General features: G+C 36.4%; 14 protein-coding genes and 1 pseudogene. 4 read left to right on the forward strand and 11 right to left on the reverse strand.

Annotated features, from left to right (window positions below):
- Nucleotides 1–113 precede the first annotated feature (113 nt).
- Nucleotides 114–494, reverse strand: coding sequence for a hypothetical protein (locus IGI97_RS08920; RefSeq protein WP_438738806.1), 381 nt, complete (start codon nucleotides 492–494; stop codon nucleotides 114–116).
- Nucleotides 495–723: 229 nt separating this feature from the next.
- Here IGI97_RS08920 and IGI97_RS08925 point away from each other — a divergent pair, with 229 nt between their 5' ends.
- Entirely contained in the window at nucleotides 724–1485 is a 762-nt protein-coding gene (locus IGI97_RS08925; protein WP_438738456.1) for a WxL domain-containing protein, read from the forward strand.
- Between the two features lie 113 nt (nucleotides 1486–1598).
- On the opposite strand, the pseudogene IGI97_RS08930 reads toward IGI97_RS08925, so the two are convergent.
- From IGI97_RS08930 to alsS, 3 genes and pseudogenes are all read right to left on the reverse strand, one after another.
- Nucleotides 1599–2681, reverse strand: a pseudogene (locus IGI97_RS08930) (PA2928 family protein).
- Between the two features lie 157 nt (nucleotides 2682–2838).
- Entirely contained in the window at nucleotides 2839–3543 is a 705-nt protein-coding gene (gene budA / locus IGI97_RS08935) for an acetolactate decarboxylase (RefSeq protein WP_002357922.1), read from the reverse strand.
- Nucleotides 3544–3554: 11 nt separating this feature from the next.
- Nucleotides 3555–5207, reverse strand: a complete 1653-nt coding sequence (gene alsS, locus IGI97_RS08940) for an acetolactate synthase AlsS (protein WP_438738458.1) — start codon at nucleotides 5205–5207, stop codon at nucleotides 3555–3557.
- Between the two features lie 277 nt (nucleotides 5208–5484).
- Between alsS and IGI97_RS08945 the strand changes: the two genes are divergently transcribed.
- Nucleotides 5485–6396: an LCP family glycopolymer transferase gene (locus tag IGI97_RS08945; protein WP_002404487.1), complete on the forward strand. Its 912-nt coding sequence runs from the start codon at nucleotides 5485–5487 to the stop codon at nucleotides 6394–6396.
- A 122-nt stretch (nucleotides 6397–6518) separates the two neighbouring features.
- Here the strand turns inward: IGI97_RS08945 and tnpA (IGI97_RS08950) are convergent, their stop codons facing one another.
- The 4 genes from tnpA (IGI97_RS08950) to IGI97_RS08965 all read right to left on the reverse strand — a co-directional run bounded on the left by tnpA (IGI97_RS08950) (nucleotide 6519) and on the right by IGI97_RS08965 (nucleotide 10934).
- Nucleotides 6519–6974 (reverse strand): IS200/IS605 family transposase, encoded by a 456-nt coding sequence (tnpA, locus tag IGI97_RS08950; protein ID WP_010712524.1) that lies wholly within the window; start codon nucleotides 6972–6974, stop codon nucleotides 6519–6521.
- A 207-nt stretch (nucleotides 6975–7181) separates the two neighbouring features.
- Entirely contained in the window at nucleotides 7182–8525 is a 1344-nt protein-coding gene (locus IGI97_RS08955; protein WP_002357926.1) for an NADH peroxidase, read from the reverse strand.
- Nucleotides 8526–8710: 185 nt separating this feature from the next.
- Complete coding sequence (locus IGI97_RS08960) at nucleotides 8711–9403, reverse strand: response regulator (RefSeq protein ID WP_002357928.1); 693 nt, start codon at nucleotides 9401–9403, stop codon at nucleotides 8711–8713.
- The gene (locus IGI97_RS08965; RefSeq protein ID WP_104846182.1) at nucleotides 9384–10934 is read right to left on the reverse strand and encodes a Spo0B domain-containing protein; all 1551 of its coding nucleotides are present in this window, start codon (nucleotides 10932–10934) and stop codon (nucleotides 9384–9386) included. The genes IGI97_RS08960 and IGI97_RS08965 overlap by 20 nt, the downstream gene beginning before the upstream one ends.
- A gap of 147 nt (nucleotides 10935–11081) precedes the next feature.
- Between IGI97_RS08965 and IGI97_RS08970 the strand changes: the two genes are divergently transcribed.
- Both IGI97_RS08970 and IGI97_RS08975 read left to right on the forward strand, forming a co-directional pair.
- Nucleotides 11082–12407 carry a 2-hydroxycarboxylate transporter family protein gene (locus IGI97_RS08970; protein WP_002357930.1) on the forward strand — a complete coding sequence of 442 codons (1326 nt, stop codon included), beginning with the start codon at nucleotides 11082–11084 and terminating at the stop codon, nucleotides 12405–12407.
- Between the two features lie 31 nt (nucleotides 12408–12438).
- Nucleotides 12439–13608, forward strand: a complete 1170-nt coding sequence (locus IGI97_RS08975) for an NAD(P)-dependent malic enzyme (RefSeq protein WP_002361648.1) — start codon at nucleotides 12439–12441, stop codon at nucleotides 13606–13608.
- 128 nt (nucleotides 13609–13736) lie between these two features.
- Here IGI97_RS08975 and tnpA (IGI97_RS08980) read toward each other — a convergent pair whose 3' ends face one another.
- The 3 genes from tnpA (IGI97_RS08980) to IGI97_RS08990 all read right to left on the reverse strand — a co-directional run bounded on the left by tnpA (IGI97_RS08980) (nucleotide 13737) and on the right by IGI97_RS08990 (nucleotide 16068).
- On the reverse strand, nucleotides 13737–14192 hold the full coding sequence (tnpA, locus tag IGI97_RS08980; RefSeq protein ID WP_010712524.1) for an IS200/IS605 family transposase: 456 nt from the start codon (nucleotides 14190–14192) through the stop codon (nucleotides 13737–13739).
- 221 nt (nucleotides 14193–14413) lie between these two features.
- Entirely contained in the window at nucleotides 14414–15262 is an 849-nt protein-coding gene (locus IGI97_RS08985) for a helix-turn-helix domain-containing protein (protein ID WP_002382173.1), read from the reverse strand.
- Nucleotides 15263–15762: 500 nt separating this feature from the next.
- A complete protein-coding gene (locus IGI97_RS08990; RefSeq protein ID WP_002357933.1) occupies nucleotides 15763–16068 on the reverse strand; it encodes a DUF1292 domain-containing protein in 306 nt (101 codons plus the stop codon).
- Nucleotides 16069–16073: the final 5 nt, after the last annotated feature.

Here is a 16073-nt window from a genome sequence, read left to right on the forward strand (position 1 = left end):
CGAACGTTCGTATATTTTTTCGGAAAAGGTTATTAAAAAATAAAACACGAACATTAAACAAAAAAACACAAACAAAACTGTTTGTGTTTTTTGTCAACTTTTTTATTTATCATTTAATTTTCTTGGAACGTTTGATCCTTTTCCATCATTTTCACTATAATACCATCTTGATACACCTGATAATATCCGAACAATTCATTCTCTTTTGAGACACTATTCTTTCCAGATATAATTTGAACAACATAACTTCCTTTATTTGACTGCTTAAACGTATAATGTAACGCCGAGTCATTCGTTGGTATCCCTAAACCATTTTGTAAAAATTCAATCGCTTCCTGTTTAGTATAAGATTCTGCTTCTAATTGCGTTCCTAAATGCGGATTTTTTTGATCAACAAATTGTCTTGCTTTGTCATTATTAGCAGACCTTTCTATAACGACTTCCTGTTGCGAATTCCTACTTCCTGAACAGCCAGATAATACAAATAAAATCATCAACAACCCGAAACACTTACTCAATTTTTCTCCTCCTCTCCATTTTGATTAGTGATACTTGATGATTTCTTTTATATTTTAGCATGCTTGATATAACGAATTGTGCTCAAAAAAGACAGAATCAACAAGTAAAAATTGTCGACTCATCTTTCTCTACTAATATTAAACACTATCTATCTCAATATTTTCGAATTACCTGTAAATTACTGATAAATAAAAACAGCTCCTTTTGCGTATACTTAGATTATCAGCACCTAAAGGAGGAACTTTCTTGAAGCAAAACAATCTACTCACTTATCAATCACTTGCCGTCTTGTTGCTAGTATTCAGTCTCTTTAGTTTTGACCCATCGGTTTCTTTTGCCACCCGTTCTGGAAAAACGCCTGTTTCAGTTAAACTAGAACTTGGAGGGCTGCCTGGCGATGAATCGGTTAACGATGCCATTGATCCTGATTTAGAAAATCCTAACACTAGTTTTGACTTGCTCTTTATTCCGAAAGAATTTACTTTTAAAACCCAAGCGATTTCTGGTGATTTAACGGCAGTTCCTATCCGACCTTCTGAAGGCAATACTCATACAATAAGACACTTCGGGATGGGGGATGTTCGCGGAGCCTTAACTGGTTGGCATGTCACTGCTGAAATCCCACACATGCGAAACGAAGCTCATTCTTTACTAGGCATCATTACGTTTCAATTAACAGGCGGCTATGCCCGCTATGACAAAACGTTAAGGCGTTTCTTTATGACAAATACAATGTATGGACTGGATTTTTCAGAAGATCCTGCTGCACCCGACTTCCCGACCAACCCAATTATTATCGGTAACGGTGCGACTTTAATGAGTAACGCTGGTGATAGAAAAGGACAAGGAATGTGGTGTGGCCGCATGACCGATATTTCTCTTGCAATCCAAACCCCTGTTTCACAATTATTTCCTGGCGCATATACAGGTTCGATTATCTGGAATTTAATCTCTGGACCTGCATAAAATAAAAAAGCGCTTAGAAAACTAGCGGAATCACTACTCTTCTAAGCGTTTTTTTATATCATAAGGACTATTTGCTCCTTCTATTTGTCTAAGTATGCTTTACCGCTTTTCGTTTAACGAATCACTTGGCCCCAACGGTAATCAAACTGATACTCTTGATTACCATTATTCAGGTTAATTTTGTATAAATAACGCGGGACTTTAATGAATAACGCATCCTCTACTTGAAAAGCTTCAATAGGTACATTTTCTTTAGTTAAAAGCAACGGTGTTTGCCACTCGTATGTTTTTTTCTGCCAATTGTATAAGCCAACTATCGCTTGATTACTTTGTCTTTTCTTGTATGACAGAACATAATAATTTGCTTCATCTTTCTTGCCTAATAAGACTGGTGCTATTAGTTGCTCTTCTAGTTTCCCTTGCACTGTTGTACGTTCTTCCGATGACAGCTCTTGACCAATTTGACTCTCATTTGAATCTACCGTCCATTTAGGCGCTTCTTGTGTTTAAAAGACTTCTTTGAAGGTTGGGTTTTGTTTTAACTGCCAATTTTTCAAATCTAATTGATAATATCGATTGTTTAATCCATAAATATAGAGATAGCGATTATCCATAAAACGATAATCAACGAAATTAGAGCTTAAATAGTCTTTTAATTCAGGGAATTTCTTCACTAAATCCGCTTCGGAAAACTCTTTTTTCCCTGTTTTTGTATCTAGTAAGTAAATGGCCTCGTTATCAGCATTATTCAAAACCACATATTGATCTGTTTGACCAATTAAATAATCACGCCAGCCTAAACGTTTACTCCACATTCGTTCGCCCGTCTGACTATTAACAGAAATCACTTGGAACAATGAGTTACTAGTGCTAATGCCATTCGTTCGTCCATTTGGAATAATCATTCGCTCGATTGAAGTTAAGCCTTTCGTTTTTTCAGAATAAAACGTCGCACTTTTCTCTTCAATCGTTACTGAACGAAACATTCCGAAAAAGATTAAACCAGCAAAATGTACCACTGCAAGATAAACCAACAAAATTAACGCATAGGGAACCAGTCTCCTTGTACTCCGCCTTCTTATTAAGGAAATAACCAAAATACCACTAATTACTATAAAAATAATTGCTACAATGATGACAAAAATGTCATGATAGAGCCAACCAGATAATTGCCAACTTCTATAAAGTGTGTCCATTACGCCATCCTTTCCAATTGTTATTTGCTTATTATAAAAAGGATACTATTTTTTTTTGAAAAATAACAACAAAAAGCGACGAACAGCAATAAGCCCATTCAAGTTGACCTAGTTAGTCAACTTGAATGGGCGTGGAGAAATGTGCCTTGTTATTCAGTTATTCCGCTTCTTCAATTGCGGACAAAGCTTTTGCAATATCAATTTCTTTATTCCGATAATCAGCATCATGAACTGGAAAATGCTGCCGCAATTCAGCTGTTTCCATCCACGAAACAGTCCCTTGTTTAATGCCAAAATCAAGAATGTGCCCACCAAATTGGTGATCCTCACTGATAAAGTGCAAATGAAACCCTGCGGCAGAGGCACCATGAAATAATTTAGGTGTAAAGAACCCTACAACTGTTCCCTGAATATTCTCCGCTGTAAATTCAGGTTGATTGCGTGCTGCTTCTACAAATGGTGGATACGGTTTTTCTTGTTTAGGTGCCACACGGACATGCATCTTCGCAAAAAGACCGCTAATTTTAATTGCCGCAAAAAAATTAGGACTAATTTTTTCTAAAATTTGTGCTTTAATATTTTCATCGGTTTCCGTTGATACAGGGAATGCGCCATCTTCTTGAAAACGAGTAACTGCGGCATATGGCGTTAATTCTTCGCCTTCTAGAATAGTAATTTCGCCAGTTTGATTTGCATGATACAATGTACCGTCCAATAAAATAATTTCGCCATTTGATCCTTCTAATGTCCCAATTCCAAAATCACCTTGCGTGAGTAACGTACCAATTTCTGCCGTTCCTGCCATCAAACTTTCCATTAAACCGCCTAGCGTACCATGTTGATAAACATATTGTTCGCTCATTTTTCCATCTCCTAATAAAGTTGATCTGGTAACAATGTTTTACCTAATTCTTGATTATCTGAATAATCCACAGGAACATCAATAATCACTGGGCCTTCTGTTTGCATTCCTTCTTCTAAAGCTGCGGCAAATTCTGCTTGTGAATGTACTCGAACCCCTTTGGCTCCAAAAGCTTCAGCATACTTCACAAAATCAACTGGACCAAAATCTACGCCAGAGGATCGATTATATTTCATTTCTTCTTGGAATTTAACCATATCATAACTACCATCATTCCAAATAATATGCACGATATTTTGCTTTAAACGAACCGCTGTTTCTAATTCTTGCGCCGAAAATAGGAAACCGCCGTCCCCAGAAACAGAGATAATTTGTGTATTCGGACGAACCAGCGCAGCCGAGATTGCCCAAGGCAAAGCGACACCTAATGTTTGCATACCGTTACTAAATAATAAATGACGCGGTTCATAACTTCTAAAGTGGCGAGCCATCCAAATGTAGTGACTCCCTACGTCAACAGTAACTGTCATTTCATTCGTGGTTTTTTCTTGAAGCGTTTGAACAATTTCTAATGGATGTAATCGATTTTCAATTGTACTTGTTTTTACTTCTTTAATCGTTAATTTTTCTTGAAGCGTTTCTAAATAATCTTGCGCATCTTCTGTTAATATTGGTTCACTAAATGCTTCTGATAATTTCAAAATATTTTTAGACATATCACCAATTAGCTCTTCTTCCGGTTGCATATATTGATCAATTTCCATTTGAACTTCATCAATAACAATAACGCGCGCATCTTTTTCTGCATTCCAATTACGTGCTTCATATTCAATTGGGTCATAACCAATCGCAATCACTAAATCACTTCTTTTTAACAAACGATCCCCAGGTTGGTTTCGAAATAAACCAACACGCCCAAAGAAATGTTCTTCTAATTCTTTTGAAATAATTCCTGCTCCTTGGAACGTTTCCACGACTGGCAAACCAGTTATAGCAACCAATTCACGAATGGCTGCGGTAACTTTTCGTGCAGAGGCCCGCATTCCTAAAAGTAAAACAGGTAATTTCGCTTGCTTGATTCGTTCAGCTAAAGCTGCGATTGTTTCTGCTGATGCATGGCCCAGTTTCGGAGCCGACAAAGGCTTAATTGCTTCGCCTGTCACCGGACTATCTGTGACATCTTGTGGGATCGATAAGAATGTTGCACCTTTTTTCGCTGTTTTGGCGATACGGTAAGCATTGGCAATATTTTCAGATAATGTTTCTGGATCTTGAATTTCTGTACTGAATTTTGTTATTGGACTAAATAATGCAGCATTATTCATGCTTTGGTGAGTTAATTTTGACAAATCGGACCGTTTCACCTGTCCAGCCAATGCTAAAACAGGGTCCCCTTCTGCAGTCGCAGTTACTAACCCAGTTGCTAAATTGCTGGCACCAGGTCCACTAGTTGCAATAACTAAGCCAGGCTCTCCCGTCAAACGACCAATCCCTTGTGCCATAAAAGCAGCGTTTTGTTCATGTCGAGCTAAAATTAATTCTGGGACTTTATCAACTAATGCATCAAAAACTCCATCAATTTTTGCACCGGGAATCCCAAAAATATAGGGCACTTCGTGATTGATTAAACTTTCTACTATGATATCTGATCCTTTTTTACTCACTGTTATACCTCCGATTAAAATCTGTACTAATTACAAATACAAAAATACCACTAAAATTCTAATTAATCAACAATGAAACACCTTGAAAACGTGTAATATACTAATTCGCATATTTTAATAGAATTGAGATATTTCAAAAGATTAAGCAAAAATAATGCAAAATACCTTAAAGTTTTATAGTCTTTCAACAATTATTATATACTTCTTCACTAAAAATTAGTAAGATTAACCTATAAGAAAAAAATCACAACCTGTGATAAATTATTGGAGGAAAAATATGTCAAAAGGGAAGAAAATTTTTGCCATTATCTTTGGAATTATCTTGGTTCTATTTCTTGCAGTTGTTGGAATGGGGGCAAAACTTTATTGGGATGTTTCTAAATCAATGGATAAAACCTATGAAACAGTAGAACGATCTAAAAAAAGTCAGGTCAATTTAAACAATAAGGAACCTTTTTCTGTTTTATTATTAGGGATTGATACAGGCGATGATGGGCGTGTCGAGCAAGGTCGTTCGGATACAACAATTGTTGCAACAGTTAATCCTCGTGACAAGCAAACAACCTTAGTCAGTCTTGCTCGCGATACCTATGTTGATATTCCAGGTCAAGGAAAACAAGATAAATTGAATCACGCCTATGCTTTTGGTGGGGCATCTTTAGCAATGGATACAGTTGAAAACTATTTAAACATACCTATTAATCATTATGTTTCAATTAATATGGCTGGTTTAAAAGAATTAGTCAACGCGGTTGGCGGAATCGAAGTGAACAATAATCTGACTTTTTCTCAAGACGGGTATGATTTTACGATTGGTAAAATTTCATTGGATGGTGAACAAGCACTCTCCTATTCAAGAATGCGTTACGAAGATCCTAATGGTGACTACGGCCGCCAAGAACGTCAAAGAAAAGTGATTGAAGGCATCGTCCAAAAAGTCTTAAGTCTTAATAGCGTGAGCAACTATCAAGAAATTTTAACAGCTGTTTCTGATAATATGAAGACAGATTTAAGTTTTGATGACATGAAAAAAATTGCCTTAGATTATCGCAGTGCCTTTGGTAAAGTGAAACAAGACCAACTTCAAGGTACTGGTTTTATGCAAGATGGAGTTTCCTATCAACGTGTGGATGAACAAGAATTAAATCGTGTCCAACAAGAGTTGAAAAATCAATTGAATACAAAGTAAATATCCACCCGCATAGCGGGTGGCTTTTTAATAGCCCTAGAAGGGCTCGCTACCTGCTGCTCCCTTTAAGGGAGCTTTTTTTAGAGACCGCCAACCGCTACCATTCTATTCTTATCTAGTTGTTACTTCCTAAATGGATCTTTATACTCTCTTTTGTTTATACTATCCCTTACTCGATCTTCTGCTTCTTGTTCTCGTATATACTTAGCTATCGTTTTTTGGTTCAATCCTACAGTGCTCACATAATAGCCTTTTGACCAAAAGGATCGATTTCCATAATTGTATTTTAAATTCGCATGACGTTCATGAATGATTACTGCACTTCTTCCTTTTAAGAAACCCATAAAACCTGATACACTCAACTTCGGCGGAATTCTTACCAACATATGGATATGGTCGGGCATTGCATGTGCTTCAATGATCTCGACTTCTTTCATCTCACACAATTTCCTTAGTATTTTCCCTATATCTCGCCTCAATTTACCATAGATTACTTTTCTTCTATATTTTGGTGTAAACACAAGATGATACTTACAATTCCAACGAGTATGTGCTAAACTTTTATCGTCGTTCGACATTCAAAAACTCCTTTCGATTTGATAACGGTTGGTAGCCTTTATCTATTATATCGAAAGGAGTTTTTATCGCTAAAGCTCTGGCCTCCACGCGCAGTACGCGTGGTTTTTTTGTCGGAATCTCTTTAGAGATTTCAACTGACTAAAGTCATAAATAAAAATAAAACCCACGAGTACTATAAATACTCATGGGTTTTATTTTCTCTTCTATTAACGTTCTTGTTTCACCGCTTCTAAAGCCGCTGTATTAATAATGTTCCAAGGTTTGTCAAACGCTGGTTGGAAGAAGAAGTCCGCATAGGCTAAGTCTTCAATCGTCATTTTGGCTTGAATCGCTAATGAAATAGCATTAATGTTTGCAGTTAAATCTGCTTTCGACATTAATTGAGCGCCTAAAATTTGTGTTGTTTCAGGATCATACACTAATTTAAACCAAGCTTTTTGTTTGTCTGGATTGAAGTCCATCAAGTAGTCTTCTACTACTGTCACCGCTTTTGTTTCTTTTCCTAATTTTTGAGCCATGACTTCGTTAATCCCTGTTGAAGCAAATTTATAATCAAAGACGGCCAAGCCAGAAGATCCTTGAACACCAGGGAAAGGTTTAACTGGTTCCTCTAGGTTTTTCACAGCAAAGCGACCTTGTTTACGAGCATTCGTTGCTAAGGCAATATTTACTTCTGTGTCTGCAGGATTGTATTTAATTAACGTAGCATCCCCTACTGCAAATACATCTGGCTCACTTGTCCGCATGTATTCATCTGTCTTGATTAGGCCATTCGGATGTAATTCTAAGGTACCTTTTAACCAAGCAGTGTTTGGACGGACACCAACCGCTACAACGACCAAATCAGCATCGTACGCATTTTTATCTGTAACGACTTTTTGCACACGACCGTCGCCTTCGTAACGTTCAACTGTTTCACCAGTTGCAATGGTAATATTATTAGCTTCCATCTCTTCTGTTAAAACATCTGTAAATTCTTTATCTAGATATACCCCTAATGGACGATCTAAAATGTCAATAACAGTAACCTTTTTGCCGGCTTTTGCAAATGCTTCGGCAGCTTCAATCCCAATATAACCACTACCAATCACAACCACATTATTGACTTCTGGATCTACTGTTTTTTGTTTTAATTTAATGGCCCATTGACGACCACGCATCAAGTAAATATTATCCAAATCTTTACCTGGAATATCTAATTCAAATGGGACAGCTCCGGGACTGATGATTAATTTATCATAATTTTCAACACGTTCTTCACCTGACACTAAATCTTTCACTGTCACTTGATGTTCTTTTGGTTGAATCGCTGTAATTTCAGTATTAGAAAAGACATTCACACCACGACTCTCCATTTTTTCGCCAGTCATATAGCGAACAGAATTAACATCTTTCACTTTTCCTTCTAGGTACAACTGCATGCCACAAGACAAGAATGAGATAAAATCACCTTTCTCATACCATTGAATTTCTGCATCAGGATGAAGATTTAGTAATTCCTCTACCGCTTCATAACCTCCATGTGATGATCCTAAAACAATAACTTTCATCGCTCGTTCCTCCCATATAATATTATTTCTTACATAATAAAGAATATCATATATTCTCAAAAAATTACAAATAATATCCTCTTTTCCATTCTCAATTAAGTTCTTTAAATGAGAATAAAAAGGAGTATCCTCTGTATTTCGCCACTTTTCAATTACTTTTTTTATTTACTAAAAAATAAAAAATACTAAATTCTCCGATACGATTGATAGGGACGCCCCACTTTTAAATAGCTATTTTTACTTTCTAAAAGGTTATTCTTTTCTAGAAACAACACATATTTGCGAACAGAAACATGTGAAAGCTGACTCGCTTCTGATAATTCTTGAATCGTAAAATAGTCGGTAAATTCGTCTATTTTTTTTAACAATAATTGTAATGTTGCTTGTGTTAGTCCTTTTTCTAAGGACAGGTTTTGAAGAGCTTGTTCATTTTTACGTGCGTTTGTCTGTGAAGAATGAAACAATTGGTCCACTTTTGTTTGCGAAAGCTCCTTCGTTTCCAGCGTGAATTGAGCAGCTTTTTTCTGATAGTTTTCGATACTTTGTTGAAATCGCTCAAAAGAAAAGGGTTTAACTAAATAGTCTAAAACGCCTAAATGTAAGCTTCGTTTAACGTTTTCCAACTCATTGGCAGCCGTAATCAGGATAACTTCTGTATCAATTTTTTCATCTCTAATTGTTGCCAGATAGGTCAAGCCATTGCCATCTTTTAAATGAACATCTAATAAAACAAGTGCTGGTTGTTTTTCTTTCGTTAGTTGTAGACCTTCAGCAATTGTTGCCGCCGTAAAAATAGTCGGTTGGTGAATTAATTTTTCAAGATATTTTTGATGTATATATGCAACCATAGGATCGTCTTCAATAATCAATAGGTTCATTTTCCTCTGCTCCTTCGTAATGAACATTTATGCGAAGGACAAGCCAATTGTTTTGTTGGTTTTCCCAAGTCAATGTCGCTTCCGCATTCTCTAATAATCTTGCCAAATAAGAAGTGAAAAACTCTTGTTCAAAGCGTTCCAGTTGTTCTTTTGGATAAGCAAACGAATAAGTCGTCGTCAAACTTCCTGGCTGATAATCAATGGTTTCAATGATCTCTTCTGGCAACGTTTGCTCCATCAGGAAACGATGAATATAACGGTAGATAGCAATCAAATTTTGCGTATCTTCATCTCGTTTATTTGGTGGAATTTCTGGATAAATTTCAATAGCTAATTGTGTTTTAATTTCTGCAAACTTGATTCTTTCCCCACTTAAAAAACCTGCTAGAATAGGATTCCTAACCAAAATAGCTAAGCGCTGTGCAAATTCCTTTTCTGGTTTCAATAAATCGGCTAGATAATGTTTTAGCGCCTCATAATCTTCTAAATCGACTAAGCCATAAATGACATGCATCTTATTCATAAATTCGTGTGATTGACTTTGTAATGCCGAAGCATATGTCGTTGTGCTGACAAGCTGTTCTGCGACAATAAACGTTTCCGTCGCATTTTTCAGAAAGATAACATGCCCAATTGTTCTTTTACGGACATTAATCGGGGCGATTGAGACGAAATAATCCTGGCCATTTTGACGATAGAATTGCTCTGTTTTTGAATGTACGACTAATTTTTCAGGAGATAAAACCAATGCTGAAAGTTTCTTTCCTAGTAAATTTTCTTCACTATTTGTTATATTATGATACATTTTAGTCGCCTCAATATTTGCTAATAAAATATTTTGATCGGTATCAATCACAAGGATTGCGTCTTTCGTTTCCTCAAGCATGGCGTTTCGCTCTTCTAATAGACGAGCAATTTCTCTTGGCTCTAAATCGTGAAGTTGTTTTTTTAAATAATAAGAAACCACGATGGCTAATATAAAGCCAAAACCAACACTTAAAAGGACACTCACTGTGTAATCATTTTTTGTTCGTTCAATCAATTGTGAAAGCGAGGTCATTTTAATGCCCATTGCCACAACCCCAATTTGTTTTCCTTGATCATAGACTGGGACAAAACCTCGTAATGATTCTCCTAAACTCCCTTGACTAACAGACAAATGTTCCTCCCCTTTTAATGCTCGCACTTCATCGCCACCTTCAAAATGCTTACCTATTTTTTGGCGATCAGGATGTGTTAAACGAATCCCCTGCATATTCATAATCACGATAAAATCCAACTGATGGATTTCACCTAAACGAACCGTATACGCTTCCAATTCATCTGAATAGTGATCATTCTTTAAGGCTTCAATAACATTCGGTTCAATAGCCAACTGTTCCCCGACGGCTAAAAGTGCTTGCTCTTGGTTTTTACGAACTTCTTTAATTGTTTGGACCGTCGTTACTCCGTAAAAGAAAGTAATCATAATAATTAATGTTGCAATAAAAATCACTGATAAGAAGCACCATAATTTCCCGCCACGCTTCATTCCATCCCTCTTTTCTCTTCAAATAAAGTATAGCATAGGAAGATTTGGTTAAAAAACTTTTCTTTAGTTAAATTAATTAAATAATCTACTCTACAGAAAACGTTTACATTATGATGAATATAGATTAAAGTTATAGGAGGAAATAGCATGGAAAAGAAATTGCACGCAACAGCTGCTAATGAAACAGATTGGCGCAACAAATTAACCAAAACGAGGATTGGTTCGGTTACGTTACCTGTTTATCTTGTAACAGCTAGCATTATTCTTGTTACGGCTCTATTAGAACAACTACCAGTCAATATGTTAGGTGGTTTTGCCGTAATTTTAACAATGGGTTGGTTACTTGGAACAATTGGTGGAAATATTCCTATTTTGAAACATTTTGGCGGTCCCGCAATTTTATCTTTATTAGTACCATCAATTATGGTCTTTTTCAATTTACTCAACCAAAATGTCTTAGACTCAACAGATATTTTAATGAAACAAGCAAACTTTCTCTATTTCTATATTGCATGTTTGGTCTGTGGAAGTATCCTTGGAATGAACCGCAAAATTTTAGTCCAAGGTTTAATGCGCATGATTGTCCCGATGGCATTAGGAATGATTTTAGCAATGGGTGTTGGGACCCTAGTTGGAACGCTGTTAGGTCTCGGTTGGAAACATAGCCTTTTCTATATTGTCACTCCTGTTTTAGCTGGTGGAATTGGTGAAGGCATTCTTCCTTTATCCCTTGGTTATAGTGCCATTACTGGATTGCCAAGTGAACAATTAGTGGGGCAATTAATTCCCGCAACCATTATTGGTAATTTTTTTGCTATTATGTGTTCTGGTTTACTTAGTCGTTTAGGAGAAAAACGCCCTGAACTTTCTGGACAAGGTCAGTTGATCAAAATTACTAATTCAGATGATTTAAGTGATGCTTTAGAAGAAGACAAAGCACCAATTGATGTAAAATTAATGGGTGCTGGTGTTTTAATTGCGTGTACCTTATTTATTACAGGCGGTTTATTACAACACTTAACAGGCTTTCCTGGTCCTGTTTTGATGATTGTTGTCGCAGCCTTTTTAAAATACTTAAACGTAGTACCGAAAGAAACCCAACGCGGATCAAAACAGCTTTATAAATTTATCTCTGGCAATTTTACGTTCCCGTTAATGGTCGGCTTAGGTATGTTATATATTCCTTTAAAAGATGTCGTAGGAATGCTTAGCTGGCAATATTTCGTTGTGGTAATTAGTGTCGTTTTCACTGTTATTGCTACAGGATTTTTCGTTTCACGCTTCATGAATATGAATCCCGTTGAGGCTGCCATTGTCTCCGCTTGCCAGAGTGGTATGGGTGGGACTGGCGATGTGGCTATTTTAAGTACAGCCAATCGAATGAACTTAATGCCGTTTGCACAAGTTGCGACACGTTTAGGCGGTGCCATTACAGTAATAACAATGACTGCTATTTTTAGAATGCTTTTTTAACCATAAGTGAATTATTTAGGAGGAAAATGATATGTCAACAAAAGATGTAAAAGAATTAGCGATTGAGCAAGCAAAAAAATTTGGGGGAAAATTAGAAGTCTGTCCTAAAGTTCCGATTGAAACAAAAGCAGATTTAGGAATTGCCTACACACCAGGTGTTGCAGCTGTTTCTTCTGCCATACATGAAAAAAAAGAACGCGCCTACGAATTAACAACAAAGAAAAACACCGTCGCCGTTATCAGTGATGGTTCAGCAGTTTTAGGTTTAGGTAACATTGGTCCTGAAGCAGCGATGCCTGTCATGGAAGGAAAAGCTGCATTGTTTAAACGCTTTGCTGGTGTGGATTCGATTCCCCTTGTTTTAGATACACAAGATACTGAAGAAATCATCCAAACAGTGAAGTTTTTGGCTCCAACCTTTGGGGGGATTAACTTGGAAGATATCAGCGCTCCTCGTTGTTTTGAAATTGAACAGCGTTTAATCGATGAACTAGATATTCCCGTTTTCCATGATGATCAACACGGGACAGCGATTGTTGTTTTAGCAGCTTTGTACAACAGCTTAAAATTAATCAACAAGAAAATAGAGGACATTCATGTGGTAATCAACGGCGGTGGCTCCGCTGGTCTTTCGATCACAAGAAAATTTTTAGCTGCTGGCGTAAAACATATTATCATTGTTGACCGTACAGGGATTCTGAGTGAAACAGATACAGCTCTGCCACCACACCATGCAGAAATTGCGAAGCTAACCAATCGGGAACATCGTACTGGTGATTTAGCTACTGCTCTTGAAGGCGCTGATGTCTTTGTTGGTGTTTCGGCACCAGGTGTTTTAAAACCCGAGTGGATTCAACAGATGAATGAGCAGCCAGTTATTTTTGCAATGGCTAACCCAGTTCCTGAAATTTTTCCTGATGAAGCTTTAGCGGCAGGCGCTTATATTGTCGGCACTGGTCGTAGTGACTTTCCGAATCAAATTAATAATGTGTTAGCCTTCCCTGGTATCTTCCGTGGTGCCTTAGATGCTCGGGCGAAAAAGATTACGATTGAAATGCAAATTGCCGCTGCCAAAGGTATTGCAAAATTGATTCCCGATAATGAACTCACGCCGACCAATATTATTCCCGATCCATTCCAAGAAGGAGTCGCAAAAGTCGTCGCCGAAAGCGTCCGTAACGCTGTCAAAGAAACAAATTAAAAGTAAATATCCACCCGCATAGCGGGTGGCTTTTTAATAGCCCTAGAAGGGCTCGCTACCTGCTGCTCCCTTTAAGGGAGCTTTTTTTAGAGACCGCCAACCGCTACCATTCTATTCTTATCTAGTTGTTACTTCCTAAATGGATCTTTATACTCTCTTTTGTTTATACTATCCCTTACTCGATCTTCTGCTTCTTGTTCTCGTATATACTTAGCTATCGTTTTTTGGTTCAATCCTACAGTGCTCACATAATAGCCTTTTGACCAAAAGGATCGATTTCCATAATTGTATTTTAAATTCGCATGACGTTCATGAATGATTACTGCACTTCTTCCTTTTAAGAAACCCATAAAACCTGATACACTCAACTTCGGCGGAATTCTTACCAACATATGGATATGGTCGGGCATTGCATGTGCTTCAATGATCTCGACTTCTTTCATCTCACACAATTTCCTTAGTATTTTCCCTATATCTCGCCTCAATTTACCATAGATTACTTTTCTTCTATATTTTGGTGTAAACACAAGATGATACTTACAATTCCAACGAGTATGTGCTAAACTTTTATCGTCGTTCGACATTCAAAAACTCCTTTCGATTTGATAACGGTTGGTAGCCTTTATCTATTATATCGAAAGGAGTTTTTATCGCTAAAGCTCTGGCCTCCACGCGCAGTACGCGTGGTTTTTTTGTCGGAATCTCTTTAGAGATTTCAACTGACTAAAGTCATAAAGAGAAAAAAAGAACAACCTAACTCCTCTTGAGTTAGGTTGTTCTTTTTAAAATCTGAAACGATAATTCATTATTTAAAACTGATGTTAAACTCTTGCATATCTTTTTCAATATAAGCAAGTAATTTTTTATTTTCAAAGAAACGTGTAAAGTAGTACGCAATACGATAATCTTCAACAGCATCTAGTCCTAGCATTTGTTTATTAAACGCTTTTTCGTATAATAAGCAATCTAAAGAGTAAATAGAACTGTGTGTCCGATTAATTTCGATTCCTTTATCACTTAATTCAATACTCTTTGCATAGTCTTTAATTAATGAATAGAATTTTGCGGTATTATAATAAATACGGCATTGTTCTAATGGATAATCTAATTTGAATTCGCTTAGCAATTGTAAAGATTTATCGTAATAAACTTTTGCTTTTTCAATATCATCTTCTAATTCATATAAAATACCAATCGCATTCATGCTCAAAATATTATAAATATTAATATCACGACTAATTTCAGAACCACGATGTAAATAGAACAATGCTTCGCTATTATTTTTCTTACCTAATAAACTCGTAATTCCTTTATAATAGAAAAATTTTGTTTCTAAAATTCTGTTTGAACTTTCGATATCATCTGGATAGTCTTTCAACAAATCATAGGCTTCATCGTGCTTAAAGTAAAAGCATAATTCTTCTACTTTATTTAATAAGCTTTCGAGTTTTTTCTCACTAGAACCTTCGATACATTCTTCCACTTGTAAGTCTAAACGTAGACATACAGATGAGAAAATGTCTAAACTGTCACACACATTTTTGTTTTCAATGTTACTAATTGTTGCTTGTGTACAAATTCCTTTTGCCAATTCAGCTTGCGATAATTTTTTCTTTTTACGCGCTGTTTTGATTTTTTCTCCCGCTACTCTCACAGTCAAAACTCCAATCTTTCTATTTTTTTTGTATTAAACATACCATCATTTTACAGATAATGTTATAATGAAGCTATCATAATAAAGGAGGTGAAATATATGTTTGATTTACTTGCTTTATTAACTGGAATTTCAGTTCGTGGCAATGCACCACACCAATAATTACGTGTTTGTTTAACTGAATTTCTGACGGCTCTACCTATGCCAGTAGGTGGAGCCATTTTTTTATTTAATATTATAAAATTAACAGTATTTCTGAAACCTCACACTTAGTATAACACAAATTATAAATTATGCTAGATAGTTACCAAATTAACGTCATTACAAGGATGTTACGTTTTTACAACATCTTGTAAAACTAGACAATGCTGTCCTTCTTTATCCATCACACTCAATGATAGCGATAGTATCTTATGATAGAAACAACATGCACATTATAACAATTATTATTAAGAAAGCTACTTCTCAATAGGAGAAGTAGCGCTTCTCTCGTTACAGTTTTACTCTTCTTCTTCAGCCATGAATGTATTGAAAACTTCTTCAATCATATCCCATTCAGCGTCTGTTTCGATTTGCTGTAAATCGCCTTCTGTACCTTCTGCATTTTCCACATATGAGTAAGCTTGCAATTCAACATCTTCATCCTCAGGAATTCCTGCTGGATATAATAAAACATAATTTTTACCGAATTCTTCTTGACCGTCAACAGTTAGTAAGATCTCGTATAATGTTTCATTTCCTTGTTCGTCTACTAAAGTAATGTGTTCATGTCCTTCGTGATCATGATCGTGGTTGTGTTCTGTCATTCTTC

The sequence above is a fragment of the Enterococcus sp. DIV2419 genome, from assembly GCF_051711865.1.
GTDB classification, from domain to species: Bacteria; Bacillota; Bacilli; order Lactobacillales; family Enterococcaceae; genus Enterococcus; species Enterococcus faecalis.

Coding starts and splice junctions, on each gene's coding strand:
- IGI97_RS08920 (WP_438738806.1), bottom strand. CDS start 494: ATGATTTTATTTGTATTATCTGGCTGTTCAGGAAGTAGGAATTCGCAA.
- budA (WP_002357922.1), bottom strand. CDS start 3,543: ATGAGCGAACAATATGTTTATCAACATGGTACGCTAGGCGGTTTAATG.
- IGI97_RS08945 (WP_002404487.1), top strand. CDS start 5,485: ATGTCAAAAGGGAAGAAAATTTTTGCCATTATCTTTGGAATTATCTTG.
- tnpA (WP_010712524.1), bottom strand. CDS start 6,974: ATGTCGAACGACGATAAAAGTTTAGCACATACTCGTTGGAATTGTAAG.
- IGI97_RS08955 (WP_002357926.1), bottom strand. CDS start 8,525: ATGAAAGTTATTGTTTTAGGATCATCACATGGAGGTTATGAAGCGGTA.
- IGI97_RS08960 (WP_002357928.1), bottom strand. CDS start 9,403: ATGAACCTATTGATTATTGAAGACGATCCTATGGTTGCATATATACAT.
- IGI97_RS08965 (WP_104846182.1), bottom strand. CDS start 10,934: ATGAAGCGTGGCGGGAAATTATGGTGCTTCTTATCAGTGATTTTTATT.
- IGI97_RS08970 (WP_002357930.1), top strand. CDS start 11,082: ATGGAAAAGAAATTGCACGCAACAGCTGCTAATGAAACAGATTGGCGC.
- IGI97_RS08975 (WP_002361648.1), top strand. CDS start 12,439: ATGTCAACAAAAGATGTAAAAGAATTAGCGATTGAGCAAGCAAAAAAA.
- tnpA (WP_010712524.1), bottom strand. CDS start 14,192: ATGTCGAACGACGATAAAAGTTTAGCACATACTCGTTGGAATTGTAAG.
- IGI97_RS08990 (WP_002357933.1), bottom strand. CDS start 16,068: ATGACAGAACACAACCACGATCATGATCACGAAGGACATGAACACATT.